The following is a 24,255-nucleotide window of genomic DNA, read 5'->3' on the forward strand; positions in this document are numbered from 1 at the left end:
CCGTCGTGGGCGCGCCGCGCGCTGTCAGCCGCGGCGTCCGCCCTGGCGACCCTGGCCCTTCTTGGCCTTCTGCAGTTCTTCCGCCGTCGGCGCGGCAGGTACCTGCCCCGGCGCCAGCGGCTGCACCTTCGAACCCGGCTTCAGGCGGAACTGGCCCTCCGTGACCACCTTCTCGCCCAGCTTCAGGCCCTTGCCGATCATGACGTGGCTGTCGCCGACTTCACTGGCCGTCTCGACCGGCTGCATCTTGACCGTGTTGTCGCCCTGCACGAGGTAGACGTAGTCGCCGTCGGGACCGCGCTGCACGGCCTGCGCCGGCACGACGAGGCCGCCCTTCACCGTGCGCACCTGCAGGCGCGCGTTCACGAACTGACCCGGCCAGAGCTCGGTATTCGCGTTCTCGAACACCGCGCGCAGGCGGAAGGTGCCCGTGGTGGTATCGATGGTGTTGTCGATGACTTCCAGCTTGCCGGTGGCCACCACGTGCGAATCGATGCGGTCGAGCGCGGCTACGGTCAGCGGCGCGCCGGCATCTTCGCGAATGGACGTCCGCACCAGATCGAGGTTCTTCTCGGGCAGGTTGAACGACACGTAGATCGGGTGGACCTCGGTGAGCGTCACGATCGAATCCGTCGTCGAGACGATGTTGCCGACGTCGACCGCGCGGATGCCCGCGAGGCCATCGATCGGCGCGATGACCTTGGTGAAGCCCAGCTGCACCTGCGAGGCCCGGATCGAGGCCTGATCGGCGACGACCGTCGCGGCCGCCTGGTCGAGCGTGTTCTTCAGGTTGTCGAGGTCCTGCTTGGACACGTACTGCTGGCCGCCCTTGCTGACGAGGTTCTGCGAACGCTCGAGGTTGTTCCGGGCGGTGGCGGCGGCCGCCTGGTCCTGGCGAAGCTTCGCCTGGGCCTGGTCGTACTGCGACTGGATGGTGCGCGGATCGATCTCGGCGATCACCTCGCCGGCCTTCACTTCCTCGCCTTCCTGGAAGTTCAGCTTCATCAGCTGGCCGCCGACCTGCGGACGGACGACGACCGAATTGCGGGCCTGGGCGGTGCCCGTCGCGGTGAGGTACACCGGAACGTCCTGCGCGCTGACGGGCACGACGGTCACCGGCACCGGCGGCTGATCGGCCCCCTGGCCTTCACCGTTCCCCTTGCCTCCCTGCGCGTTCGCGTCGCCGTGGGAAGTCAGGCGAGGAACGACGAAAATGCCCGCGATCACCAGAACCACGATGACGGCCAGCGCGATCTTCCAAAAACGCGACATGTAAAGCTCCCAGATGAATAACCGGACGGGGTACCCGTTCCGACCGCAGCGGCCTGCGCCACCGGGGGTTATACCCCCAATCGATGAAGATTCGACGGCGCCAATATAGGTTTAGGGGAACGGCATTGAACAATGCCGGTTGACAGGGGTACAGCATGACTGACGACATGTACTCCCGCCGTGCCGGGCGAACCGCATCGTACCCCTGACTCGGGCGGCGCTTCCGCTATACTCGGGAAGTTCGACGCCGCGAAGCGGCCTGAAGGCACGCTGGATCCCCGGGGAGGGGGGCCGGCACACCCAAAATCAGTGGAGTCAATGCGTGAGCGGTTCTCCGAGCAAGTCCGACCAGAACTTCATGCGTCAGTTCTCGTGGCTGACCGCCGGCCTCAGTGTCCTGGCTATCTTCCTGATGGTCATCGCCTACGCCATCTACAGCAACATCCCGAAGGAAGAAGACCCGGCGGTCGCCAGGCGCACCGAGGCGCGGATCGCTCCCGTCGGCGCCGTATACGCGGGCGACACCGGCCGTGCGGCCATGCTCGCCGCGCAGGAAGCGGCCGCCAAGGCCGCCGCCGCGCAGGTCGCCTACGGCGGCAGCACGGATGGCAAGACCATCTACGACAACCTCTGCCACAGCTGCCACACGGCCGGCGTGGCCGGGGCGCCGAAGCTGGGCGACAAGGGCGCCTGGACGTCCCGCATCGCCGCCGGCCTCGCGACGCTGACCAAGCACGCCATCGAGGGCTACACCGGCCCGGACGGCAATCACATGCCGGCGAAGGGCGGCAACCCGTCGCTCACCGACGAGCAGGTGACCAACACGGTCAAGTGGATGGTCGAGCAGGCGAAGTAAGCGTAGGCCTCGTCGCGATCCAGTCCGCGGCGAAGGCGCGCAGCTCGGGAAAGAATGCCGCGAACGTCCCACGCAGCGCGTCGGCGTCCGCGATGAGCACCGCCAACCCCTCGGCCACGGGGTTGGCGCGCGACAGGCGGCGCGATATGCCCGCGAAGGCCCCTTCGATCCGGTCGAGGTGCGCGTAACGCGCCGGCAGGTCGTGCATGTCCATGTAGGCGAGGAAGCGCTTCAGCCCGTCGGGCAGGATGGCGTCGGCCGCATGGAGTTCGGCACGGACGTTATCGGAGAACGACGCCAGCGGTTCGTCGCTCCAGGTCGCGAAGTCGTTGGCCAGCAGATGGTCGAACCAGACGTCGAGCAGGATCCCCGCGTAGCGGCGGAACGGTGGCTGCATGCGTTCCCGGGCCGCGCGCACCGCGGGGTGGCTGTCCGTGAACCCGTCGATCGCCCGGTGCAGGTAGATGCCCTCGCGTACCCGCGCCGGCAGCGCGAGGTCGGGCGTGCCGTGGACGAAGTCGCCCATGACCCCGCCGAGCCGAAGGGCCGGGTCGTCGCCCGCCAGCAGGGCGTGCGCCAGCACGTTCACGGGGTGGCCTGGCCGCGAGGACGGCGGTCAGCGGTTATCATGGCGGGCATGAGCGATCTTCTACCGACAGCGCCGGATCGTTTTCCGGCCGAAACCATGAGCTTCGCGCTCGCGGGGCCCGCAGGCAAGCTGGAATGCGAGGCGAAGGCCGCGGCCGCCGATGTCGCGCGCGACGTGGTGGCCGTCATCTGCCATCCGCTGTCCACGGACGGCGGCAGCATGCATAACAAGGTGGTGACGATGGTCGAGCGCTCGTTGCGCGAGTCCGGCGTCGATACCGTCGTCTTCAATTTCCGCAGCGTGGGTCGCTCGGAAGGCGCCTTCGACCACGGCCACGGCGAAAGCGACGATCTCGCCGCCGTCGTGGCCTGGGCACGAAAGGTGCGTCCGGGCGCCGAACTGTGGCTGGCCGGATTCTCGTTCGGCAGTTACGTCACGATCCGCAACGCCGTCCGCCTCGATGCGCGTGCCCTGATCAGCATCGCGCCGCCGGCCGCCGGGCGTGGCTGGGATTTCGCACCGCTCGAGCTGCCCGCCATTCCCTGGCTGGTCGTGATGGGCGACGCCGACGAGATCGTCGATCCGCAGGCCGTGTACGACTGGGTCGAGAGCATTCCGGAAGACCGTCGGCCGCAGCTCGTGACGATGGAAGACACCAGTCACTTCTTCCACCGTCGCCTCATGGACCTGCGTGGCGCCATCAAGCACGCGGTGAAGGACTGGCTCCCGGAGCCGCGCCAGGCATGAACTGCACGGCATCGACGCCCGGCGAGCGCTACCGGGACGGGATCGCGGGCCACCGCTGGGAATCCGATCCCGCGCAGCTGCCCGTGATCGCCGAGTTCGACCGGCTGCACGCGGCGCTCTGCGCGCCGGATCCCGCCGCCGGCGCGGGCCTGTTCGGTCGCCTGCGCAGCATGCTGGGCAACGAACCGCGCAAGGCCGTGCCCGGACTCTACCTCTGGGGTAGCGTGGGCCGCGGCAAGACGTTCCTGATGGACCTCTTCGTCTCCAGCCTCGCGCCGGGACTCGCACTGCGCCGCCATTTCCATCGCTTCATGCTCGAAGTGCACGGCATGCTGCGCGAACTGGGCGAGCGCCAGAATCCGCTCGACGAAGTCGCCGAGCGCCTCGCCGCGAAGCACCGCGTGTTGTGCCTCGACGAATTCCTCGTCTCCGACATCGGCGACGCGATGATCCTCGCCGGCCTGCTCGACGGCCTGTTCGCGCGCGGGGTCACGCTCGTAACCACGTCGAACACCCCGCCGAAGGGTCTGTACAAGGATGGCCTGCAACGCGCGCGCTTCCTGCCCGCCATCGCCGCCATCGAGACGCACTGCGTCGTTCACGAGATGGTATCGCCGCACGACTGGCGCCTCCGGGCGCTGAGTCAGGCGTCCGTGTACCTCGTGCCGCCGGGCGCCGAGGCGGAGCGTTCGCTCGCGCGCATCTTCGCCGGCCAGGCCGAGGGCGACATCGAGAACGGCGGCGACATCACGCTGAACGGCCGTCCGGTGCCCGTGCGCAAACGCGCCGATCGCATCCTCTGGTTCGATTTCGGAGCGTTGTGCGAGGGCCCGCGCGCCGTCGCCGACTACATCGAACTCGCCAGGACCTACCCCGCGGTGATCGTGTCCAACGTCCCGCAGTTCACCGTCTACACCGAGAACGAGGCGAAGCGCTTCGTCCTCATGGTCGACGAGTTCTACGACCGTCACGTCAAACTGATCCTGTCCGCCGCCGCGCCGATCACGGAGTTGTACGATGGTGCGAAGCTGCGCGCCGAGTTCGGACGCACCGAATCGCGCCTGATCGAAATGCAGAGCGAGGACTACCTTGGCCGTGACCATAAACCCTGACACGGCACGGACGGAACCGGCTGGCCGGCTCCGTCCGCGGTCGTCCATGCTTGACGGGCGGGTCACCCGCGCCATCTGACGAGGTACGCCATGGAACATTGCGAGCTGGTTCCCGGTCGCGGCATTCGCCGCGGCGACACCGACATCTTCTTCGGCATGCCGCGGAAGAAGATCCGCGACGCGCTGGGCTGGAAGGCCCCGGGCGAGAACATCTGGGACGACGAAGACGAATACACCGACGAGGCCGGCAACGAGTGGCTGCGTCTGCGCTTCCTCGACGACAAGCTCTGCGACGTCGAAGTGCTGCACGCACGTCTCAGCCACGAAGGCATCGAGCTGCGCGACACCACCATGCCCGCGCTGCGCGCCGCGCTGAAGCAGGGCGGCATGGCGCTGGAAAAAACCGAGTGGCTGTCCGAAGGACACGACTGCGTCGACCTGCAGATCGTCGTCGCGTCGAAGGACGACACCGGCGACGTCGGCGAGGAAATCGAGTGGGTCATCACCAGCTGCGACTTCCACGTCGAATGAGACCGCATGTCGCCTTCGCCGCGCGTCGCGCCGCCTTCGTGGCGCTCGCGATGGCGACGGCGACACTCGCGGGTTGCGCCAGCGCGCCACGCGTGGCGCCGCAGCGCAGCCCGCTCGCCCACTGGACGCCCTCGCCGAACTTCAACGCGCGCAAGGCGCAGATCATCGTCCTCCACCACACGTCGATCGGTAACGCCGCCCAATCCCTGCGCGTGCTGAGCACGCGCAACAGCGAAGGCCAGGTCAGCGCCCATTACCTCGTCGAAGCCGACGGTCGCATCGATCAGCTCGTCGACGACGGCGCGCGTGCATGGCACGCCGGCGCGTCGCGCTGGGGCGACATGACGGACCTGAACTCGTCATCGATCGGCATCGAAATCGACAACGATGGCGAGTCGCCCTTCGCCGAGCCGCAGATCCAGGCCCTGATCCGCCTGTTGGCGGATCTCACCTCGCGGCTTGGCATTCCGCGCGAAGCCGTCGTCGGCCACGGCGACATCGCCCCCGGTCGCAAGAACGATCCCAGCCGCCTCTTCCCCTGGGCGACGCTCGCCCGTTATGGCTTCGGCCTGTGGCCCGACGCGACGCTCGTGCCCGCGCCACCCGGTTTCGACAGCCTCGCGGCGCTCCGCCTCGTGGGCTACGACGTGTCGAATCCGCGTAGCGCCATCGTCGCCTTCCACCGCCACTACCGCGCGATGGAAAGCGACGCGCTGGACGGCACCGACGCGGCCATCCTGTATTCGCTGCAACGCAAGCTGATGGCGCCGCGTCAGTAGGCGAACGCGCGAAACGCGTCGATCGTGCGCTTCACGGCGGTGTCGTCCACGTCCAGGTGCGTCACGAGCCGGATGGATGGCAGGTAACCGATGCTCAGGCGGATTCCGTGCGACGCCATGTGCGCGGCGAGGTCCTTCAGGCGTGTCGCTGGCACATCGACGAACACCATGTTGGTGTGACAGCCCTTAAGCTGAAGGCCGTCGATGCCGCCCAGGCCGTCGGCCAGCCGTGCCGCGCGCCGATGATCGTCCGCGAGCCGTTCGACATGATGGTCGAGCGCATGCATGGCCGCCGCGGCGAGCATGCCGGCCTGGCGCCAGCCGCCCCCGGCGACCTTGCGCCACCGACGCGCCTTCGCGATCAACGCCGCGCTGCCAAGCAGCACGGATCCGACCGGCGCACCGAGCCCCTTGGAGAGACACACCGACACGCTGTCGAATCCAGCGGCGACATCGCGCGGCGCGCGACCGTAAGCGATCGCGGCGTTGTACAGGCGCGCCCCGTCGAGGTGAAAGCCCAGGCCGCGGCGCGTGGCGAGCTCGCGCGCCTGCGCCAGGTAACCGAATGGAAGAGGCCTTCCGTGCCAGGTATTTTCCAGCGCGAGAAGGCGTGTGCGCGCGAAATGCGGGTCGTCGGGTTTGATCGCCGCCTCCACCCGGTCCAGCGGTAGCGTGCCGTCGGCCTCCTGGGGGATCGGTTGCGGCTGGATGGAACCGAGTACCGCCGCGCCGCCGCCCTCGAAGCGATAGGTATGCGCATCCGCGCCCACGATGTATTCGTCGCCGCGCTCGCAGTGGCTCATCAGTGCCAGCAGATTGCTCTGCGTGCCGGTGGGTACGAAGAGCGCCGCCTCGAAACCCAGCTCCGAAGCGAGGCGCTCCTGCAACGCATTGACCGTCGGGTCCTCGCCGTAGACGTCGTCGCCGACCGGCGCGTGGAGTATCGCCTCGCGCATGGCCTCGGTCGGCTGGGTGACGGTGTCGCTACGCAGGTCGATGGTTCGCATGGGTCGGGCTCTCGGGAGGATGCCTTCGATGTTACGCGATGCCGTTCACGATTCCGTGGCCTGCGCGGCCGCATGCTTCGGCCATGATCACGATCCTCATGGGCGTCTCAGGCAGCGGCAAGAGCACGATCGGCGAGGCCCTGGCGACGCGGCTCGGGCAGGACTTCGTCGACGGCGACCATCTGCACCCCGCCGCCAATCGGGAAAAGATGGCGCATGGCGTGCCTCTCGACGACGCCGACCGCCAGCCCTGGCTCGAGGCGATCGTCGCCACGATGGACGAGTACCGCGCACGCGGCGAGTCGCTCGTACTGGCCTGTTCGGCGCTGAAGCGACGCTATCGCGATTTCCTGCGCTCGGGACACGACGACGTCGGATTCGTCTATCTGCACGGCACCCGCGACCTGCTCGCGGAGCGCCTCGGTGCCAGGTCGGGGCATTTCTTCGATCCCGCCCTGCTCGACAGCCAGCTCGCGACCCTCGAGGAACCGGACGACGACGAAGCACTGCGCGTCGCCATCGGCCCGGGACCCGGCGAGATCGTCGAGTGCATCATCCGCTCGGGCTGCCACGGCGCCACGGCCTGACGACCGGGCGCGTGCGCACTCGCGCCGCGCGCGGTCCCGTGTTCTCATATTCGTTCCCCGAGATCCCCCGAGAACGCCCATGCAAGCCCCCGCCGATACGGCGCTGGATGGCCGTCGCCCGGACACGACCGTTTACGGCGTGATCTTCGCGATCAGTTTCTGCCATCTCCTCAACGACATGATGCAATCGCTGCTTCCGGCGATCTATCCCGGCCTGAAGAGCGAGTTCCAGCTCGACTTCGGCCAGATCGGCCTGATCACGCTCGTCTACCAGATCACCGCGTCGATCCTGCAGCCGCTCGTCGGCCTCTATGCCGACAAGCGGCCCACGCCACTCGCGCTACCCGGCGGCACGCTGTTCTCGCTGGCCGGACTCGTCGTCCTCTCGCAGGCCCATGCGTACCCACTGCTGCTCGCGGGTGCGGCGCTGCTCGGCGTCGGATCGTCCGTGTTCCATCCCGAGTCCTCGCGTGTCGCACGCATGGCTTCCGGTGGAAGGCATGGTCTCGCGCAGTCGCTGTTTCAGGTGGGCGGCAATGCAGGCCAAGCGCTCGGGCCGCTCGCCGCGGCGCTGGTCGTCGTGCGCTGGGGTCAATCGAGCCTCGCGTTCTTCGCCCTGCTCGCCCTGCTGTCCGGCGCCATCCTTTGGAATGTGGGCCAGTGGTATCGACACCAGGGTCTGGCCCGACTGATCGCCGGCGCATCGACACATGGCGTCGCCACGCCGGCAAGTCGCGAAGCGCGTCGCGGCATCGCCGTGCTGCTCGCGCTGATCTTCTCGAAGTATGTGTACCTCGCGAGTCTCACGAGCTATTTCACGTTCTATCTCATCCACCGCTTCGGCGTGTCGGTGGAAAACGCGCAGTACCACCTGTTCGCATTCCTTGGCGCGGTGGCCGTGGGCACGGTGCTCGGCGGCCCGGTCGGCGATCGCATCGGACGCAAGCGCGTCATCTGGTTCTCGATCCTCGGCGCCCTGCCCTTCACGCTGCTGCTGCCGCACGCGAGCCTGTTCTGGACCGCGCCGCTCACCATCGCCATCGGCCTGATCCTCGCCTCGGCCTTCCCCGCCATCGTGGTGTTCGCGCAGGAACTCGTGCCGGGCAAAGTCGGCATGATCTCGGGGCTGTTCTTCGGTTTCTCGTTCGGCATGGGCGGCATCGGTGCCGCGGTGCTCGGCGAACTCGCCGATCACATCGGCATCGAAGCGGTCTATGGCATCTGCGCTTTCCTGCCATTGATCGGTCTGCTTGCGGCGCTGCTGCCCGATACCGCGAAGCGAACCGCCTCGCGCTGAAACGCTCAGGTCGCTGCTCCGTATATCGGACTGTAGAACGGCTGAGCATGAACCCTCGCGTGTTCTCCGTCCCCGTACCAGTCGTTGAAGCCATTCCACATGTTCGTCTCGACCATCGCGATGAAATGACGCGCGGTGGCGCCGGTCTCGAAAGACATCGTCTCCACGAAGCACGACTCGTCGACGGCGTTGAGGTTGACCCTCAGATGCGCGCTGCTCGTGGAATCGAACACCCAGTAGTACGCCTCCGTATCGCTCTCCTCATCGAACCCGATCTTCCGGGCCAGCCCGGGTAGCAACGAGCGATGCTGCCGCCACAGCGCCCGCAAGTGCTGGAGTTGCGCCATCACCCCTGGCGTGAACCAGATGGACCCCAGTGCCTCGCCAGCAACGTACAGGGTCTGGCGATAATCCTCGCCGACATGTGCCGGCGTCCGCACAGGCATCACTACGGTAACGCCGGTCACGGTTACCGTGCACGTGGCTACCATTCCCGCGGCGTCGATGGCGCGAATCGAAGCCACGCCGTTCCCGGTGGCCACGACCGTGCCCTGCGCGTCGACCGCCGCCACTCTGGGATTGCTCGTTTCGTAGCGATACGGCGGCGTGCCGCCCTCGGCGACCCGGGTCAGCGTGACGTGGGCTGGAGGGTTTGGTGCGACGGCAGGCTCAGGCGATGCCATCGCCACGACGTAGGGTTCGGCATCGATCCGCGCGTCGCCGCCAAGCACGAGCGGCGAAGGCGGCGGCGGCGGTGGAATGCCGGCGACGGGGATCGAGAGGACGTTCGAAACCGCAGTGGCATCCTTGCGCGTCATGGTGCACCACGCGCGAAGCATGCCACCCGCGCTCGCTCGAGGATCGAACCCCTTGGCATGTGTGAAAACCACCGTCCTGGTGGCTGCGCCGATGGGGAGGACCACGCTCGTAAAGCAAGTCCATTCCGTTCCGAGGAGATAGAGGGCCATCGTTCCGCCGTACCATGCCGCAGAGACATTCGTACGAAGCGTGATGTTGGTGTCCGTCGGCTGCACGCCTTCTGCTTTCGGCATGACGACGAAGGGTGCGGCCAGACGATCCTGCGCATAGCCCGACTGGATCGATACCCGGAGTGCCGGCGACGTCGTGAGCACGTCGTGTCGCCAGACCTGGCAATGCACGTCGATCTGGTCCGCCTCGAGCGCCAGGCCGAAGAGTGTGATCGCGCGCAGGTAAGGTCGCGGTCGCAGGTCGTCTTCCACTTGCTCCCACGCACCGAGGATGGGTTGCCCGAGCCCTCCGACCGGAACGGACACCATTCGCACGAGATCGCCGGCGGCCATCCCCGGATAAGGGTCGATGCCCATCATGATGCCCGCTTCAGGCACTCTGGAGGCGATCAGCGTTTCGCCATCGAAGAGACTGGCGGCGTCCTCGAGCCAGCGAGGAGGAGGAACGGTCGAATCGGTCGCGAAGCCGTAGGTGCTCGCCATGGTCGCCTCCTTGCGCTCATTCGAATGGCAGGCTGGTGTAGTCCGCCGTATACCACGGCTGCCCGAAGGTTCTGGCTCGCTCGCCATCGCGGTACCAGCCATTGAAGCCGCACCATAGGTTGGTCTCCACCATGGCGATGAAATAGCGCGACGTGCCGCCCTTCGAGAAATCGACCCGCTCGACCACCTCACTCTCCGTGGTCGCATTGAGGTTCACCCGGAAGTACGAGCTGTCATCCGAATCGAATGCCCAGTAGAGAGATTCCTGCGGACTGTCCTCGTCGAAGCCGATGCGACGTGCCAGTGACGGTTCCCCATCGACGTATTGCTTCCATAACCCCCGTAAGTGCGCCAGTTGAGCCATCACCCCAGGGGTGTACCAGATGGTGGACAGTCCAGGTGCCGCCTCGAGCAGGGTCTGTCGGTAATCCGCAGCCACATGCAAGGGTGATCGGACAGGCATGAGCACCGTCGCCCCGGTGACCGTCACGTTGAATGAGGCAGAGCTACCTGCTGCATCCGTGACCGTGATGACGGACATGCCGTTGCCTGTCGGAACGATTCGGCCGGTTGCTTCGACCACGGCGGCTAGTGTGTTGCTCGACGTGAAGGTATACGGCGGCCACCCACCTCGCGGGGTTTGCATGGCGAAGGCGTGTGACGGCACGTTGGCAGGCTTCTTGCCAATGGACACCACGCATGGTTCCGCGTGTATCTGCATGTCGTCGCCCACCATGAGTGGACTCTGCACTGGCTCCGGCATGGTGCCAGGCATCTTTATCGTCAGAATGTCCGACACCCACGTGTCGCTCTCGATCGTCAGTTCGTACCAGATTCGCAGCGTATCGCCGGGATAGTTCCCCGCGCGGAACTTCGCCCTGGCTCCCACCCTGCGATTGACGACTTTGTACGGCGGCCCCACGTCCGGCTCGACGGTGAATATCGCGCCACCCTCGATTTTGATGGGATCGTTGAATGCGAGGCCAGTACAAAGCATGTGAACCACGACATACTCGTCCACCACGTCCCTGTCGGCAGGCAGCGCCATATCGATATTGATCGCCCTGGCGTCTTCCTTCAGCGCATCGTCGACGAGCTCCGTTCTCAGTTCTGGCGCGCGAAGCATCGCCGTTCGACGGACGGGAAGAAGATTCATCAGCAGCGGCTGGGACAACGTACGAACTCCCTGTCGCTCGACTTCGTAGTGGATCCGGACGGCCCGCGACTGGACCGCGAACGTATAGAGCGTCAGGTAGCGCACCCTGGGTTCGACGGGGGTTTCGCCTTCCACCGTCCTCGAGGCGCCGTAGACCGCCTGCTGATGCCCATCGACCGGCTGCGTGCAGACCCTGACCGTGTCGCCGGGCGCTCTGCCCGGATAGTCCGGTATGCGTATCGGCAACCCATCGTCGGGCACGCTCTCGGTATCGATGGTTCCGTCCTTGCCGTAATACGCTTCGTCCAGCGCGATCCATACAGGCGGTGGAAAGCGGATATCGGGCTGCAATTCAAACGGTTCGCTCACGGCCATCTCCCTATGCATCGCTGCGCGACCATCTTCATCTTATCGGCGCGGCGCTGCGACACCATCCGACGAGCGACGTAGGGCATGACAGGATGTCCCAAGCTCGTCGCGGATTTATAAGTGCCGTGCCGGATCGGCGGAGAGTCGCTCCGTCAGGGCGATGTCACGTGGTGCGTCCCGGGCCCCAGTGAACGAGGTCCGCCCCGTGGGAGCGTAACGACGGCCTCGCTGCCGACGGGTACCGTGACGTCGGCTTCGACGGTACCGGCGACGCGACGCCATGCGACGGACGCACGACCGTAGGGCGTCGCTACCGACGCCGATGCGCGATCGAGGAACGCCGTCAACGCCGGCCGCACTTCGAAGCGTCGCCAGCCGGGTTCGAGTGGACGCAGGCCGGCCACGTCCTCGAAGAGCCAGTCGTCGATCGTGCCGAGGAAATAATGCCCGCGCGATCGCGATGCGAGTTTCCAGTGCTCCCACAGGCTCGTCGCGCCGTTGGCGCGCCAGTAGCCCCAGCTGGGGAACGTGATCTGCGTGGCGATAGCCCAGGCTTCGTCGCCATGACCCGTCGCCGTGAGCACGGGAAGGATCGCCTTCGTCGCCAGCGCGCCCGTGGTGAGATGATCGCCGCGCGATTTCGCATCCGCCGCCACGCCGGCGGCCACGCGCGCGCGCAGGTCGTCGGGAACGAGGCCGAAGGCGAGCGCGAGCAGGTTGTGCGCCTGACGGTAGCCGGCGTCGCCGTCACCACGATAGCGTGCCGTCGGGCGATCGAGGAAGCGATCGTTGAACGCGTCTCGCACACGCTTCGCGCGCGCATCGAATCGCGCGGCGCCGGCATCGTCGCCCGTCAGCCGGAGCATCGTGGCCGTCGCGATTTCCATACCGTAAAGGTAGGCCGTCGCGGCGATGCGCTTGTCCTCGGGCGCGTTGCCGCCGCCCGGATCGGTCTCGGGGCTGACCCAGTCGCCGAGGTCCGTGTCCGCGATGCCACCGGGCGAGCGCGCGTCTTCCATCGCCACGTAACGCGCGATGCCGTCGATGTGCTCGTCGATCGGGCGGCGGTCGCCGGCGAACATCCACAACGACCAGGGCACGAACACGTACGCCGAGTGCCAAGTCGGGGCGCGGCCGGTGCCCCAGCAGGGGTTCGGCGCGATCAGCAACGGTGCCCCGTCGGCGGTGCGCGTGTCGGCGATATCGCGCACCCATTTCGCGAGGAGACGATCGGCATCGACGTTGCGCAGGAACATGTCCGCGCCCAGCATGCCGTCGCCCGTCCAGCCGTTCTTTTCGTACATCGGCGTGTCGGTCGGGATGCCGTGCAGGTTGTTCAGCATCGTGTCGACCGCCGCGCGATGGATCCAGTTAAGCAACGCGTCCGCACTGTCGAAGCGGCCCGTGACCGCGACGTCCGTATGAACCACCTGCGCCGTCACCGCCTCGGACCCCGGCTTGCCACCGGGCCAGCCTTCCACCTGCACGTAGCGAAAGCCCTTGTAGGAGAACCTCGGATGCCAGCGGAGCCTGTCGTTGGCAAGCGTGATCCGGTCGGTCTGAAAATCGCCCTTGACGTAGTGATGTTCGTCGCGCCACTGCACGGTGCCATCGGGCGCAAGCGTCTCGCCGTAGTGCGCGGTGACCGTCGTGCCCGCCTGGCCCGCGACGTCGAACGTCGCCCAGCCGGCGATCACGCGGGGAAACGCGAAGACGTACGTTCCCGGCACCGGCTCGGAGACGCTCGTCGCGGCGAGCGTCTCCACGACGCGAATGGGCTGCTCGGTCTGTGCCACCAGCGCGCCCTTCGGCGCAGTGACGATCTCAGCGTGCTTCCACGACGTCGGCACGGCGAGCCTCGCGTCGTACTGTTCGCCACCGTAGAGATCGTCGAGACGCGTCGGTCCATCGGCCATGTCCCAGCTGTCGTCGCTGACGACATCCTGGGTGTGGCCGTCCTTGTAGCGGATGCGCAGCAACGCGCGCACGCGCGGGTTGCCGTGCCACGGCGCCTTCTCCCAGTGCCACACGTTCACGTTGGTCATTCCGTAGAAGCCGCGCCCGAGTTCCGCACCGAGCGTGTGGTCGCCGGGTGTCACGGCGATGTCGGTCGCGACGACTTCGACGCGGCGGGCATAGTCCGTAAACCCTGGCGAGAGAACGGCGTCGCTCACCGGCCTTCCATCGATGGAGATATCCGCATAGCCGCCAGCGGCGACGTACAACGTGGCGCGCTCGATCCCATCGTCGGCATGAAACGCCTTGCGCAGGAGCGGCGCCGGCAACGTGTCGTCGCTCTTGCCGATCCATCGCGCATCGTTCCAGCCGGCCTCGTCGAGAGCGGTGTCGAAATGCGATGCCGCGTCGGCCGCGCCATGATTGGTACGCACGTGCACGCGCCACGCGTAGCGTTCGCCCGGTGCGAGCGCCGGGCCAGCGTAGTCGATATCGAAGGAGCGCGTCGTGTCGACGTCGCCGCTGTCCCACACGGTGCGGCCCTTCGCCGTGACGACGAGGCGATAGCCGAGCTGCTCGGTGCCGTTGGCGTCGTCGTGCACGATCCAAGAGAACCGCGGTTTCGGCGTGTCGACGAAGGTGGGCGTATCGCTGCGTTCGACGCGCGGTGTCGAGAGCGCGACGCCGGCGGACACGGCGGTCGAGGCGAGCAGCGAGAGTGCGACGACGAGCGCGACCTGACGAATGGGCAAGGGGACGACCTTTACGTTCGGGATCCCGCGAGCATAACGTGCGAACGCAGCCGTCCATACATCCATCTAACGCCAGGGAGCGTATCCCTTCACCGACCTTGCCCCAGGGAGACATGCCATGAAGACCGTTCTCGCCGCGCTCGTCCTCGTCGCCGCGTCCGCGCCGGCCCCGGCGCCGGCCGCTCAGCTCGACAGCCTGAAAGGACTGATGGGAGGCGGTGGCGGCTCGCTCACGTCGGGGAGCATGAGCAACGCTGCCGGCATCCTGCAGTACTGCGTGACCAACAACTATCTCGGCGGCGACAGTGGCGCATCCGGCGTGAAGGACCAGCTCCTCGGCAAGCTCGGCGGCGGCGACACCCAGGCGGCGTCGAACGATGCGACGGGATCGTCCGCCAGCGACATGCTCGGCCGGTTCACCGGCAAGGCGAAGAAGGGCGGCACGGCGGCGGCGCCCACGCAGGACAAGGGCTACATTGACGGCGCCAGGGGCCTGCTGAAGTCGGGCGACGGAAAGACGCTCGATCTCGGTGCCACCGGCGGATCGATGGGCGGTGGCGCGGGCGACCTGAAGGCCCAGCTCACCCGCAAGGTGTGCGATGCCGTGCTCAAGCAGGGCAAGGGCATGCTGGGCATGGGCAAGTGAGATGACGCGACGTGGACGGGACATGGACGTCCCGCCACGTAAACCGGAGGACCACTCCCCACCCGGTCCTGCCCATGTCGACGACTGCGAACAGCCACGATCCGTACGCGATGCGCGACCCGCGCACGCAATACCCGCAACCCCACTTCGCCAAGCAGCCCCAACCCGCACCGGGCCTGGCGAAGGACATGGTGCCCAGGCCCGACCATGGTGAAACGAGCTATCGCGGCAATGGGCGCCTCAAGGGCCGCAAGGCGCTCGTCACCGGCGGCGACAGCGGCATCGGCCGCGCCGCCGCCATCGCCTTCGCGCGCGAAGGCGCAGACGTGGTCATCAACTACCTTCCATCCGAGCAGAAGGATGCAGATGACGTCATCGCGCTGCTCACGGGCGAAGGCCACAAGATCGTCGGCGTGCCGGGCGATCTCGCCGACGAGGCGTTCTGCAAGAAGCTGGTGAGCGCGGCCGTGAAAGAACTCGGCGGCCTCGACATCCTCGCCAACGTGGCGGGCCGGCAGCAGTTCGCCAAATCGATCGACGAGCTCGACAGCGAAGCGTTCCAGGCCACGTTCCGGACGAACGTGTTCGCGCTGTTCTGGCTGACCAAGGCGGCGATGCCGCACATGCCACCGGGCGCCGCCATCGTGAACACGGCGTCTATCCAGGCCTACGAGCCATCGGACATCCTGCTCGACTACGCGCCGACGAAGGCGGCCATCGTCGCCTTCACGAAGTCGCTGGCCAAGCAGGCGGCGGAGAAAGGCATCCGCGTCAACGCCGTGGCGCCCGGTCCCGTCTGGACTCCGCTCCAGCCGAGCGGCGGCCAGCCTCAGGACAAGGTCGTGACATTCGGAAAGAACGTGCCGCTGGAGCGGCCCGGGCAGCCCGTCGAGTGCGCGCCGGTGTATGTGCTCCTGGCGAGCCAGGAAGCGAGCTTCATCACCGGCGAGACGTACGGCGTCACGGGCGGACACATGCTCCCGTAGCTCCCTAGGGTCGCGGTGCGAGGCGCCCGATCGCGTCCATCAGGTCCGCCACGCCGTACGGCTTCACGATGATAGCCGTGCGGTCGTCGCGCACGACGCCGTTGGCGAGATGGTCGCCCGTGGCATACAAGACCGGAAGCGCCGGCTGCTTCTCGCGCAGCCGTGCCGCGAGTTGCACGCCGTCGATGCCGGGAAGTCCGACGTCGGCCAACAGGACGTCGATCGCCTCGGCACCATGGATGCGAATCGCTTCGTTACCGTCGCCGGCTTCGAACACGGTGTGGCCGCGGCTCTCGAGCATCTCGCCGATCGACATGCGGATGAGCGCATCGTCTTCGACCACGAGCACGCGCAACGGCGCGGCCTTCGCGCGATCGGCCGGGGCCGAGGTGACGGCCGCCGCTTCGGCCAGGCGCTGGCGCGCGGCGAGGACGTGGCGCACGCGCCGTGCGAGCTGGTCGCGCGTATAGGGCTTGCTCAGCAGTTCCACGCCTTCGTCGAGGCGGCCGCCGTGCACGATCGCGTTCTCGGTATAGCCCGACGTGAACAGCACGCCGATGCCGGGTTGCCGTTCGGCAGCCTTGCGCGCGAGCTCGGGGCTGCGCAGCGGGCCCGGCATCACCACGTCGGTGAAGAGCAGATCGACGGCGATGCCGCTTTCGACGATCGACAACGCGCTCTGCGCATCGCGCGCCTTCAGCACGCGGTAACCGAGGTCGCTCAGCATGCTGACGACGGTCTCGCGCACCGCGTCGTCGTCCTCGACCACCAGCACGGTCTCGTCGCCGCCGCGCACGCCTTCTTCTTCGATCGCGACGATGCGGTCCTCGCTCTGCGTCGAGCGAGGGAGATAGATCTTCACGGTGGTGCCGTGGCCCTGCTCGCTGTAGATCTTCACGTGTCCGCCGGACTGCTTCACGAAGCCATAGACCATCGAAAGGCCCAGACCCGTGCCGCGGCCTTCCGGCTTGGTGGTGAAGAACGGTTCGAAGACCTGGTCGATGATTTCGCCGGGAATGCCCGTGCCGGTATCGGTGACCGCGATCATCACGTACTGACCCGGCCGCAGGTCGCCGTGCGCGTCAGCGTAGGTCGCATCCAGCAGCGCGTTGCCGGCCTCGATGGTGAGCTTGCCCTGGCCGTCCATCGCGTCGCGGGCATTGAGCGCGAGGTTGAGCAGCGCGTTCTCGACGTTGCTCGGATCGATCAGCGTGTTCCACAGACCGCCGGCCACCACCGTCTCGACCTCGATCGCCTCGCCGAGGGCGCGGCGGAGCAGATCGTCCATGTCGCGAACGAACCGCCCGATGTTGACGACCTTCGGCGCCAGCGGCTGGCGACGTCCGAACGCGAGCAGCTGGGCCGCGAGCTTCGTGCCTCGCGTGACGCCGGCCATGGCGTTGGCGACGCGTCGTTCGGCGCGCGCATTGCCCACGATGTCGGCGGCGAGCAGCTGGAGGTTGCCGCTGATCACCTGAAGCAGGTTGTTGAAGTCGTGCGCGACGCCGCCGGTCAGCTTGCCGATCGCGTCCATCTTCTGCGCCTGGCGCAGCTGGCCGTGCGTGAGACCCACCGCCAGTTCGCCGTCGCGATCGGCCGGCCAGGCGTCGCTGGAGGGACCGGCGGGCTGCACGGAAGCGATGACGACGCGGCTTCCCGACGCGGGGTCGGTCCACGGCTCCATCGCGATGCGCCAGGCGCCGCCCGCCGTGGTCGACGCCACGAAGCCAGCCAGGTCGTCGGCCGACGGCGTGGCGAGCGCCGCGACGATGCGTTCCCTGCCCGCGGTGTCCCACAGCGCCAGGAAGTCGTCGGCGGGCAACCGGGCCGCGGCCCAGGCATTGGCGTACAGAAGCTCGCCAGCGGGCGAGAGCGCGACGAGGCCGAACGGAACGGCATCGAACGACCGGGCGATCAGGGCGTGATCCTGCAGCGCGAAGGACGGTGGCATCGGGCCTCGATGGGTCCGGAAAAGGAGCGCGAAGTTTATCCGTGGAGGCGGGGAGACTTTGTGTAGACGCCTTCACGTACGTGTATCCCAGCGAATCAGGCACATAGCCCACACCCCACATCTTGTGTTGACCGGCACCCATACCGCCTATATCGTGTGTCGCGTTGGTGTCCGGCCGAGGCGCGACTGCCCGACGGACTTAAAAGGGAATCCGGTTCGAATCCGGAACTGCCCCGCAGCGGTAAGTGGAAACGAACCCGTCATCAGCACTGGCCCCACGGGAGGCCGGGAAGCGACGGGCTAGGTCGGCCTGAAGGCCCTTGTCCACGAGTCCGAAGACCTGCCAACAGTCGACGCCGAGCGTGGCGTCGATTGTGGTGACGGCTTCCGCGGGGAGGCACGTCGCGGACCGGAGGCGCCCGAAGGCGCGCTCCGTCGCGACCCTTTCCGCCCCGCCCGACCCGCATGGAGCCCCGTTCGAGGGAACGGGAATCTGGACCTGGCCCTGGGGCATGCCAATGACGACCACGATGGATTCCGCCGCGCGCGAGCGCACCGAGACGGCCGACGCCGCTCCCACTCCCACCGCCACGGCCGCCGACAAGGCGCCTGCGGCCGGCTATCGCAACGACCCGCCGCCGGCATTCGCCCTCACCCCGCCGCACAACCCCGGCCAGATGCGCGTGACCAAGCGCAACGGTGGCCAGGAAGTCGTCGACGTGAACAAGATCGTGCGCGCGGTGACGCGCAGCGCCGATGGCCTTTTCGCCGTGGATCCGATGCGCGTGGCGCTGAAGACCATCGGTGGCCTCTACGACGGCGCCACCACGCAGGAGCTCGACCAGCTCTCGATCCGGACCTCCGCCGCGCTCACCGCCGAAGAGCCGGAGTACGGCCAGCTCGCGGCCCGCCTGCTCGCCGCCTTCGTGGACAAGGAAGTGTCCGGCCAGGACATCCAGTCGTTCTCGCAGTCGATCGCCACCGGTTTCGACCTCGGCATCCTCAACGAGCGCCTGCGCGACTTCGTGCAGGTGAACGCGCGCAAGCTCAACGACGCCATCGATACGACCGCCTCGCGCCGCTTCGAATACTTCGGCCTGCGCACCGTGTACGACCGTTACCTGCTGCGCCACCCGACGAAGCGCTTCGTCATCGAGACGCCGCAATATTTCTTCATGCGCATCGCATGCGCGCTCGGCGGCAACGACGTCGCCGAGACGCTCGAGCTGTATCGCATGCTCTCGTCGCTCGAATACCTCGCCAGCTCGCCGACGCTGTTCAACGCCGGCACGGCACACGAGCAGCTGTCGTCGTGCTTCCTGCTCGACTCGCCGCAGGACGCGCTGGAATCCATCTACGCGAAGTACGGCGACGTGGCGCAGCTGTCGAAGTTCGCGGGCGGCATCGGCCTCGCCTATTCGCGCATCCGTTCGCGCGGATCGCTGATCAAGGGCACCAACGGGCACTCGAACGGCCTCGTGCCGTGGCTGAAGACGCTCGACGCTTCCGTCGCCGCCGTGAACCAGGGTGGCAAGCGCAAGGGCGCCGCCTGCGTCTACCTCGAATCGTGGCACGCGGACATCGAGGAGTTCCTCGAGCTGCGCGAGAACACGGGTGACGATGCGCGCCGCACGCACAACCTCAACCTCGCCAACTGGGTGCCGGACCTCTTCATGCGTCGCGTGGAGACCGATGGCGACTGGTCGCTGTTCGATCCGAAGATCGTGCCGCACTTCGTCGACACGTGGGGCCCGGCGTTCGACGCCGCCTACGAGAAGGCCGAGGCCGACGGCCTCGCCGCCAAGTCGATCAAGGCGCGCGAGCTCTACGCGCGCATGCTCCGTTCGCTGGCGCAGACCGGCAACGGCTGGATGACGTTCAAGGATCGCTCGAACGCCACCAGCAACCAGACGGCGCTGGCGAAGAACGTCATCCACCTGTCGAACCTCTGCACCGAGATCCTCGAGGTCACCAACGAGAACGAGACCGCCGTGTGCAACCTCGGCTCGGTCAACCTCGCGCGTCACGTCGTGGACGGCGCGTTCGACTTCGACAAGCTCGCGACGACCGTGCGCACCGCGGTGCGCCAGCTCAATCGCGTCATCGATCTCAACTTCTATCCGATCGCCACGGCGAAGACGGCGAACATGAAGTGGCGCCCGGTGGGCCTCGGCGTGATGGGCCTGCAGGACGTCTTCTTCAAGCTGCGCATGCCGTTCGATTCGGACGAGGCGCGCGCGCTGTCCACGCGGATCCAGGAAGAGATCTACTTCCACGCGTTGTCGATGTCGAACGAGATCGCGGAGCGCGACGGCGCGCACCCGGGCTTCGACGAAAGCCGCGCCGTCAACGGCGAGCTCCAGTTCGACTACTGGCCGGCGGCGACGCCGACCGGCAAGGACGATCGCTGGGCGACGCTGCGCGAGAAGATCAAGGCGAAGGGCCTGCGCAACTCGCTGCTGATCGCCATCGCGCCCACCGCGACGATCGCCTCCATCGCCGGCTGCTACGAGTGCATCGAGCCGCAGGTGTCGAACCTCTTCAAGCGCGAGACGCTCTCGGGCGACTTCCTCGTCGTCAACCGCTATCTCGTCGAAGAACTGAAGACGCTGGGCCTCTGGACCGCCGACGTGCGCGATCAGATCAAGCTGGCCGAAGGCTCCGTGCAGGGCATCGCCGCGATCCCGGCCGAGCTGCGCGCCGTGTACCGCACCACCTGGGAACTGCCGCAGAAGGCGCTGATCGATCTCGCCGCCGCGCGCGGCGCGTACATCGACCAGAGCCAGTCGCTGAACCTGTTCATGGAAAACCCGAACATCGGCCAGCTCTCGTCCATGTACATGTACGCGTGGAAGTCCGGCATCAAGACCACGTACTACCTGCGCTCGCGCCCCGCCACCCGCATCGCGAAGACCACGGTCACCGCGTCGGCGTCCGTTCCGGCGGCCCCGGTGGCCGATGCGCAGGAGCAGGCGGAAGCGGCGGTGTTCTGCTCGCTCGAGAATCCCGAGTACTGCGAAGCCTGCCAGTAAGACCGCTCACCGTGCAGGAGCCGCCATGGCGGCTCCTGCGGATACGGCATTCATCTTTTTCGAGGTACCCCGATGTCCGCGTCTCCCGTCACCCGCGATACCCACATTCTCGATCCCGGCTTCGAGCTCACGCTGCGGCCGATGAAGTACCCGCAGTTCTACGAGATGTATCGCGCCGCCATCCGCAACACGTGGACGGTGGAAGAGGTGGATTTCTCGCTCGACGTGACCGACCTCAAGTCGAAGATGTCGGATGCGGATCGCCATCTGATCCATCGTCTCGTGGCGTTCTTCGCCACGGGCGACACGATCGTGTCGAACAACCTCGTGCTCAACCTCTATCAGCACGTGAACTCCCCCGAAGCGCGCATGTTCCTGTCGCGCCAGCTCTATGAAGAAGCGCTGCACGTGCAGTTCTACCTCACGCTGCTCGACACCTACATCCCCGAGCCGTCGGAGCGGAACAAGGCCTTCGCGGCGATCGAGAGCATTCCGTCGATCCGCCAGAAGGGCGAGTTCTGCTTCCGGTGGATCGACTCGATCCAGGACCTCAACCGGCTCGAAACGCGCGAGCACCGCCGGCAGTTCCTGCTCAATCTGATCTGCTTCGCCGCGTGCATCGAAGGCCTGTTCTTCTTCGCCGCGTTCGCCTACGTGTACTACCTGCGTTCGCGCGGCCTGCTGCACGGTCTCGCGTCGGGCACCAACTGGGTGTTCCGCGACGAGTCGGGCCACATGGCCTTCGCCTTCGAGGTGGTGCGCACAGTGCGCGAGCAGGAGCCGGACCTCTTCGACGACGAGATGCGCGCGCAGGTCGAGGCCATGCTGGAGGACGCCATCGCCTGCGAGACGCAGTTCGCCGCCGACGTGCTCTCGGGCGGCGTCGCCGGCCTGTCGGTGGCCGACATGCGCCAGTACCTCGAATACTGCGCCGACCAGCGCCTGGTGCAGCTCGACATGCCGAAGAAGTACGGCGCGAAGAACCCGTTCGACTTCATGGACCTACAGGACGTCCAGGAGCTGACCAACTTCTTCGAACGCCGCGTCTCGTCCTACCAGGTGGGCGTGCAGGGCGAAGTCGCCTTCGACCAGTCGTTCTGACGGGCCGCTGTAGGAGCCGCCAGGGCGGCGAGCTCTCCTCCATGCATGGGGCAGAGCTCGCCGCGAGAGTGGATCCTGCCAGATCCGGCGCAATGCGGCGGTGCAACATAGGCGCTACAATAGCCCCACCATGAGCGAACCCGTCCCCAACCTCCCCGTTGCGCGCCCTACCGAGGCGCGCGTCCTCGAGATCGTCTTCCCCGATCACACCAACCACCTCGGCACCCTTTTCGGCGGCCAGGCGCTGGCGTGGATGGACAAGGCCGCGTTCCTCGCCGCCTCGCGCTACTCGCGCAAAGTGGTGGTCACGGCGCGTTCCGAGCAGGTCGACTTCCACGTCCCGGTCCGCAAGGGCCAGATGGTGGAGCTGATCGCCACCGTGGTCTCCGTGGGCCGCACGTCGATGAAGATCGACGTGGCCATGTACACCGAAGACCTGATCACCGGCGAGCGGGAGCTCTGCACGCGCGGCACGTTCGTGATGATCGCGCTGGACGCCGACCACAAGCCCACGCCGGTCCAGTAAATCCCGCGCCCCGGACGACCGTCCGGATCTTGACCTCGAGTGCACTCGAAGGCGTACGCTCTTCGCATGCCTACCTCGATGACCATCGCCGAGGCCGCTCTCGCGACCGGCCTCACGGCTTACACCCTCCGTTATTACGAGCAGATCGGCCTGATCGACCCGGTTCCCCGGCGCGGCGGCCAGCGTGTCTACGGCGAGACCGAGATGCGCTTCATCCATTTCGTGCTGAAGCTTCGCGGCACGGGGATGTCCATGCGCGACATCCAGGAATACGTGCGCCTGCGTCGTCTCGGCGAAACGCCCGAAAGCATCCGCTTGCGCGGCGACCTTCTCGCCCGCCACGCCGCCTACCTGCGCGAACAGCTCGTCGATCTCACCGACACCATCGTGCGGCTGGACGAAAAGATCGCCCTGTACCGTTCGATCTATCCCGACGAATCCATTCCCGACCCCGTGGCGCCGGCCAGCCCGGCGCCAGCGGCGGACACCCCCTCGCATCGGAGGAAACACGCATGAAAACCCGCCAACTGGGCAAGAACGGCCCGCAGGTCTCCATCCAGGGCCTCGGCTGCATGGGCATGAGCGAGTTCTACGGCCCCGGCGACGAGAAGGAATCGGTCGCGACGCTCGAGCGCGCGCTGGACCTCGGCATCACTTTCTGGGACACCTCCGACGCCTACGGCCCGCACACCAACGAGGAACTGCTGGGTCGCACGCTGAAAGGCCGTCGCGACGCGGTGTTCCTCGCGACCAAGTTCGGCATCGTGCGCGATCCCGGCGACCCCCTGAAGCGCGGCGTGAGTGGCCGGCCGGAGTACGTGCGCGCGTCGGTCGAAGCGAGCCTGCGCCGCCTGCAGACCGACCACATCGACCTCTATTACCAGCACCGCGTCGACCGCACGGTACCGATCGAAGAGACGGTCGGCGCGATGGCGCGTCTCGTCGACGAGGGCAAGGTGCGCTACCTCGGCTTGTCCGAGGCCTCGGCCGAGTCGATCCGGCGTGCGGCCGCGACCCATCCGATCGCCGCCCTGCAGAGCGAATACTCGTTGTGGACGCGCGACCCGGAAACGACGGGAACGCTGGCGGCCTGCCGCGAACACGGCATCGCCTTCGTCGCTTACAGCCCGCTGGGCCGGGGTTTCCTCACCGGCGCGATCACGAAACCCGAGGACTTCGCCGAAGACGACTACCGCCGTATCAATCCGCGGTTCACGGGCGAGAATTTCACGAAGAACCTCGCCATCGTGGAGAAGGTCCGCCGCTTCGCCGCGGACAAGGGCTGCACGCCGGGCCAGCTCGCCCTCGCCTGGGTCATCGCCAGGGGCGACGACGTGATCCCCATCCCCGGCACCAAGCGCGTGAAGTACCTGGAAGAGAACGCCGGGGCGGCCGAGGTCGAGCTCAGCGCCGCCGAGGTCGCGGAGATCGACGCGGTGTTCCCGCCCGACGCCGCCGTGGGCGACCGCTACGCCTCCAACATGATGGGGTCGGTCAACGCCTGACCTGGGGGGCCCGGGGCCTCTATAAT

General features: G+C 67.0%; 21 protein-coding genes and 1 riboswitch. Of the genes, 14 read left to right on the plus strand and 7 right to left on the minus strand.

What is annotated here, in order from left to right; genetic code table 11:
* Positions 1-24 precede the first annotated feature (24 nt).
* Entirely contained in the window at positions 25-1,272 is a 1,248-nt protein-coding gene (locus BMX32_RS05710; RefSeq protein WP_029213188.1) for an efflux RND transporter periplasmic adaptor subunit, read from the minus strand.
* 358 nt (positions 1,273-1,630) lie between these two features.
* On the opposite strand from BMX32_RS05710, the gene BMX32_RS05715 reads away from it, so the two are divergent.
* Positions 1,631-2,128, plus strand: coding sequence for a c-type cytochrome (locus tag BMX32_RS05715; RefSeq protein ID WP_089976990.1), 498 nt, complete (start codon positions 1,631-1,633; stop codon positions 2,126-2,128).
* On the opposite strand, the gene BMX32_RS05720 is transcribed toward BMX32_RS05715, so the two are convergent.
* A complete protein-coding gene (locus BMX32_RS05720) occupies positions 2,100-2,717 on the minus strand; it encodes an acyl carrier protein phosphodiesterase (RefSeq protein ID WP_089975494.1) in 618 nt (205 codons plus the stop codon). The two genes, BMX32_RS05715 and BMX32_RS05720, sit on opposite strands and share 29 nt — an antisense overlap.
* A gap of 48 nt (positions 2,718-2,765) precedes the next feature.
* On the opposite strand from BMX32_RS05720, the gene BMX32_RS05725 reads away from it, so the two are divergent.
* The 4 genes from BMX32_RS05725 to BMX32_RS05740 all read left to right on the plus strand — a co-directional run bounded on the left by BMX32_RS05725 (position 2,766) and on the right by BMX32_RS05740 (position 5,886).
* Positions 2,766-3,464 carry an alpha/beta hydrolase gene (locus BMX32_RS05725; protein ID WP_089976994.1) on the plus strand — a complete coding sequence of 233 codons (699 nt, stop codon included), beginning with the start codon at positions 2,766-2,768 and terminating at the stop codon, positions 3,462-3,464.
* A complete protein-coding gene (zapE, locus tag BMX32_RS05730; RefSeq protein WP_089975497.1) occupies positions 3,461-4,576 on the plus strand; it encodes a cell division protein ZapE in 1,116 nt (371 codons plus the stop codon). Before BMX32_RS05725 ends, zapE begins: the two co-directional genes overlap by 4 nt.
* 90 nt (positions 4,577-4,666) lie before the next feature.
* A complete protein-coding gene (locus BMX32_RS05735; RefSeq protein ID WP_089975499.1) occupies positions 4,667-5,107 on the plus strand; it encodes a hypothetical protein in 441 nt (146 codons plus the stop codon).
* A complete protein-coding gene (locus BMX32_RS05740; RefSeq protein WP_029213193.1) occupies positions 5,104-5,886 on the plus strand; it encodes an N-acetylmuramoyl-L-alanine amidase in 783 nt (260 codons plus the stop codon). Before BMX32_RS05735 ends, BMX32_RS05740 begins: the two co-directional genes overlap by 4 nt.
* On the opposite strand, the gene ltaE is transcribed toward BMX32_RS05740, so the two are convergent.
* Complete coding sequence (gene ltaE, locus BMX32_RS05745) at positions 5,880-6,893, minus strand: low-specificity L-threonine aldolase (RefSeq protein ID WP_089975502.1); 1,014 nt, start codon at positions 6,891-6,893, stop codon at positions 5,880-5,882. The genes BMX32_RS05740 and ltaE overlap by 7 nt on opposite strands.
* Positions 6,894-6,976: 83 nt before the next feature.
* On the opposite strand from ltaE, the gene BMX32_RS05750 reads away from it, so the two are divergent.
* Together BMX32_RS05750 and BMX32_RS05755 are read left to right on the plus strand one after the other, a co-directional pair.
* Positions 6,977-7,480 (plus strand): gluconokinase, encoded by a 504-nt coding sequence (locus tag BMX32_RS05750; RefSeq protein ID WP_089976997.1) that lies wholly within the window; start codon positions 6,977-6,979, stop codon positions 7,478-7,480.
* Between the two features lie 79 nt (positions 7,481-7,559).
* A complete protein-coding gene (locus tag BMX32_RS05755; protein ID WP_089975504.1) occupies positions 7,560-8,777 on the plus strand; it encodes an MFS transporter in 1,218 nt (405 codons plus the stop codon).
* Positions 8,778-8,782: 5 nt separating this feature from the next.
* Here the strand turns inward: BMX32_RS05755 and BMX32_RS05760 are convergent, their stop codons facing one another.
* From BMX32_RS05760 to BMX32_RS05770, 3 genes are all read right to left on the minus strand, one after another.
* Entirely contained in the window at positions 8,783-10,249 is a 1,467-nt protein-coding gene (locus tag BMX32_RS05760; RefSeq protein WP_089975507.1) for a hypothetical protein, read from the minus strand.
* Positions 10,250-10,265: 16 nt separating this feature from the next.
* Positions 10,266-11,774, minus strand: a complete 1,509-nt coding sequence (locus BMX32_RS05765; protein ID WP_139206676.1) for a hypothetical protein — start codon at positions 11,772-11,774, stop codon at positions 10,266-10,268.
* Positions 11,775-11,926: 152 nt separating this feature from the next.
* A complete protein-coding gene (locus BMX32_RS05770) occupies positions 11,927-14,482 on the minus strand; it encodes an alpha-L-rhamnosidase (RefSeq protein WP_170843568.1) in 2,556 nt (851 codons plus the stop codon).
* A 118-nt stretch (positions 14,483-14,600) separates the two neighbouring features.
* Between BMX32_RS05770 and BMX32_RS05775 the strand changes: the two genes are divergently transcribed.
* Positions 14,601-15,128 carry a DUF2501 domain-containing protein gene (locus BMX32_RS05775; RefSeq protein WP_049808568.1) on the plus strand — a complete coding sequence of 176 codons (528 nt, stop codon included), beginning with the start codon at positions 14,601-14,603 and terminating at the stop codon, positions 15,126-15,128.
* A 74-nt stretch (positions 15,129-15,202) separates the two neighbouring features.
* On the plus strand, positions 15,203-16,114 hold the full coding sequence (locus BMX32_RS05780; protein ID WP_089975514.1) for an SDR family oxidoreductase: 912 nt from the start codon (positions 15,203-15,205) through the stop codon (positions 16,112-16,114).
* A 4-nt stretch (positions 16,115-16,118) separates the two neighbouring features.
* Here the strand turns inward: BMX32_RS05780 and BMX32_RS05785 are convergent, their stop codons facing one another.
* Positions 16,119-18,065 carry a response regulator gene (locus BMX32_RS05785; protein WP_049808569.1) on the minus strand — a complete coding sequence of 649 codons (1,947 nt, stop codon included), beginning with the start codon at positions 18,063-18,065 and terminating at the stop codon, positions 16,119-16,121.
* A 148-nt stretch (positions 18,066-18,213) separates the two neighbouring features.
* Positions 18,214-18,428: riboswitch (cobalamin riboswitch) on the plus strand.
* Positions 18,429-18,577: 149 nt separating this feature from the next.
* Between BMX32_RS05785 and BMX32_RS05790 the strand changes: the two genes are divergently transcribed.
* The 5 genes from BMX32_RS05790 to BMX32_RS05810 all read left to right on the plus strand — a co-directional run bounded on the left by BMX32_RS05790 (position 18,578) and on the right by BMX32_RS05810 (position 24,229).
* On the plus strand, positions 18,578-21,097 hold the full coding sequence (locus BMX32_RS05790; RefSeq protein ID WP_029213200.1) for a ribonucleoside-diphosphate reductase subunit alpha: 2,520 nt from the start codon (positions 18,578-18,580) through the stop codon (positions 21,095-21,097).
* A gap of 72 nt (positions 21,098-21,169) precedes the next feature.
* Positions 21,170-22,198 (plus strand): ribonucleotide-diphosphate reductase subunit beta, encoded by a 1,029-nt coding sequence (locus BMX32_RS05795; RefSeq protein WP_089975516.1) that lies wholly within the window; start codon positions 21,170-21,172, stop codon positions 22,196-22,198.
* 130 nt (positions 22,199-22,328) lie between these two features.
* On the plus strand, positions 22,329-22,724 hold the full coding sequence (locus BMX32_RS05800) for an acyl-CoA thioesterase (protein WP_089975519.1): 396 nt from the start codon (positions 22,329-22,331) through the stop codon (positions 22,722-22,724).
* Between the two features lie 66 nt (positions 22,725-22,790).
* Positions 22,791-23,240 (plus strand): MerR family transcriptional regulator, encoded by a 450-nt coding sequence (locus tag BMX32_RS05805; protein WP_089977001.1) that lies wholly within the window; start codon positions 22,791-22,793, stop codon positions 23,238-23,240.
* On the plus strand, positions 23,237-24,229 hold the full coding sequence (locus BMX32_RS05810; RefSeq protein WP_089975522.1) for an aldo/keto reductase: 993 nt from the start codon (positions 23,237-23,239) through the stop codon (positions 24,227-24,229). The genes BMX32_RS05805 and BMX32_RS05810 overlap by 4 nt, the downstream gene beginning before the upstream one ends.
* Positions 24,230-24,255: the final 26 nt, after the last annotated feature.

The sequence above is a fragment of the Luteibacter sp. UNCMF331Sha3.1 genome (assembly GCF_900109915.1).
Classification (GTDB): domain Bacteria; phylum Pseudomonadota; class Gammaproteobacteria; order Xanthomonadales; family Rhodanobacteraceae; genus Luteibacter.

Bases quoted from the DNA above. Each gene is read 5' to 3' on its own strand.
- BMX32_RS05710 (WP_029213188.1), bottom strand. From the start codon at position 1,272: ATGTCGCGTTTTTGGAAGATCGCGCTGGCCGTCATCGTGGTTCTGGTG.
- BMX32_RS05715 (WP_089976990.1), top strand. From the start codon at position 1,631: ATGCGTCAGTTCTCGTGGCTGACCGCCGGCCTCAGTGTCCTGGCTATC.
- BMX32_RS05725 (WP_089976994.1), top strand. From the start codon at position 2,766: ATGAGCGATCTTCTACCGACAGCGCCGGATCGTTTTCCGGCCGAAACC.
- zapE (WP_089975497.1), top strand. From the start codon at position 3,461: ATGAACTGCACGGCATCGACGCCCGGCGAGCGCTACCGGGACGGGATC.
- BMX32_RS05735 (WP_089975499.1), top strand. From the start codon at position 4,667: ATGGAACATTGCGAGCTGGTTCCCGGTCGCGGCATTCGCCGCGGCGAC.
- BMX32_RS05740 (WP_029213193.1), top strand. From the start codon at position 5,104: ATGAGACCGCATGTCGCCTTCGCCGCGCGTCGCGCCGCCTTCGTGGCG.
- ltaE (WP_089975502.1), bottom strand. From the start codon at position 6,893: ATGCGAACCATCGACCTGCGTAGCGACACCGTCACCCAGCCGACCGAG.
- BMX32_RS05750 (WP_089976997.1), top strand. From the start codon at position 6,977: ATGATCACGATCCTCATGGGCGTCTCAGGCAGCGGCAAGAGCACGATC.
- BMX32_RS05755 (WP_089975504.1), top strand. From the start codon at position 7,560: ATGCAAGCCCCCGCCGATACGGCGCTGGATGGCCGTCGCCCGGACACG.
- BMX32_RS05760 (WP_089975507.1), bottom strand. From the start codon at position 10,249: ATGGCGAGCACCTACGGCTTCGCGACCGATTCGACCGTTCCTCCTCCT.
- BMX32_RS05775 (WP_049808568.1), top strand. From the start codon at position 14,601: ATGAAGACCGTTCTCGCCGCGCTCGTCCTCGTCGCCGCGTCCGCGCCG.
- BMX32_RS05780 (WP_089975514.1), top strand. From the start codon at position 15,203: ATGTCGACGACTGCGAACAGCCACGATCCGTACGCGATGCGCGACCCG.
- BMX32_RS05785 (WP_049808569.1), bottom strand. From the start codon at position 18,065: ATGCCACCGTCCTTCGCGCTGCAGGATCACGCCCTGATCGCCCGGTCG.
- BMX32_RS05790 (WP_029213200.1), top strand. From the start codon at position 18,578: ATGCCAATGACGACCACGATGGATTCCGCCGCGCGCGAGCGCACCGAG.
- BMX32_RS05795 (WP_089975516.1), top strand. From the start codon at position 21,170: ATGTCCGCGTCTCCCGTCACCCGCGATACCCACATTCTCGATCCCGGC.
- BMX32_RS05800 (WP_089975519.1), top strand. From the start codon at position 22,329: ATGAGCGAACCCGTCCCCAACCTCCCCGTTGCGCGCCCTACCGAGGCG.
- BMX32_RS05805 (WP_089977001.1), top strand. From the start codon at position 22,791: ATGCCTACCTCGATGACCATCGCCGAGGCCGCTCTCGCGACCGGCCTC.
- BMX32_RS05810 (WP_089975522.1), top strand. From the start codon at position 23,237: ATGAAAACCCGCCAACTGGGCAAGAACGGCCCGCAGGTCTCCATCCAG.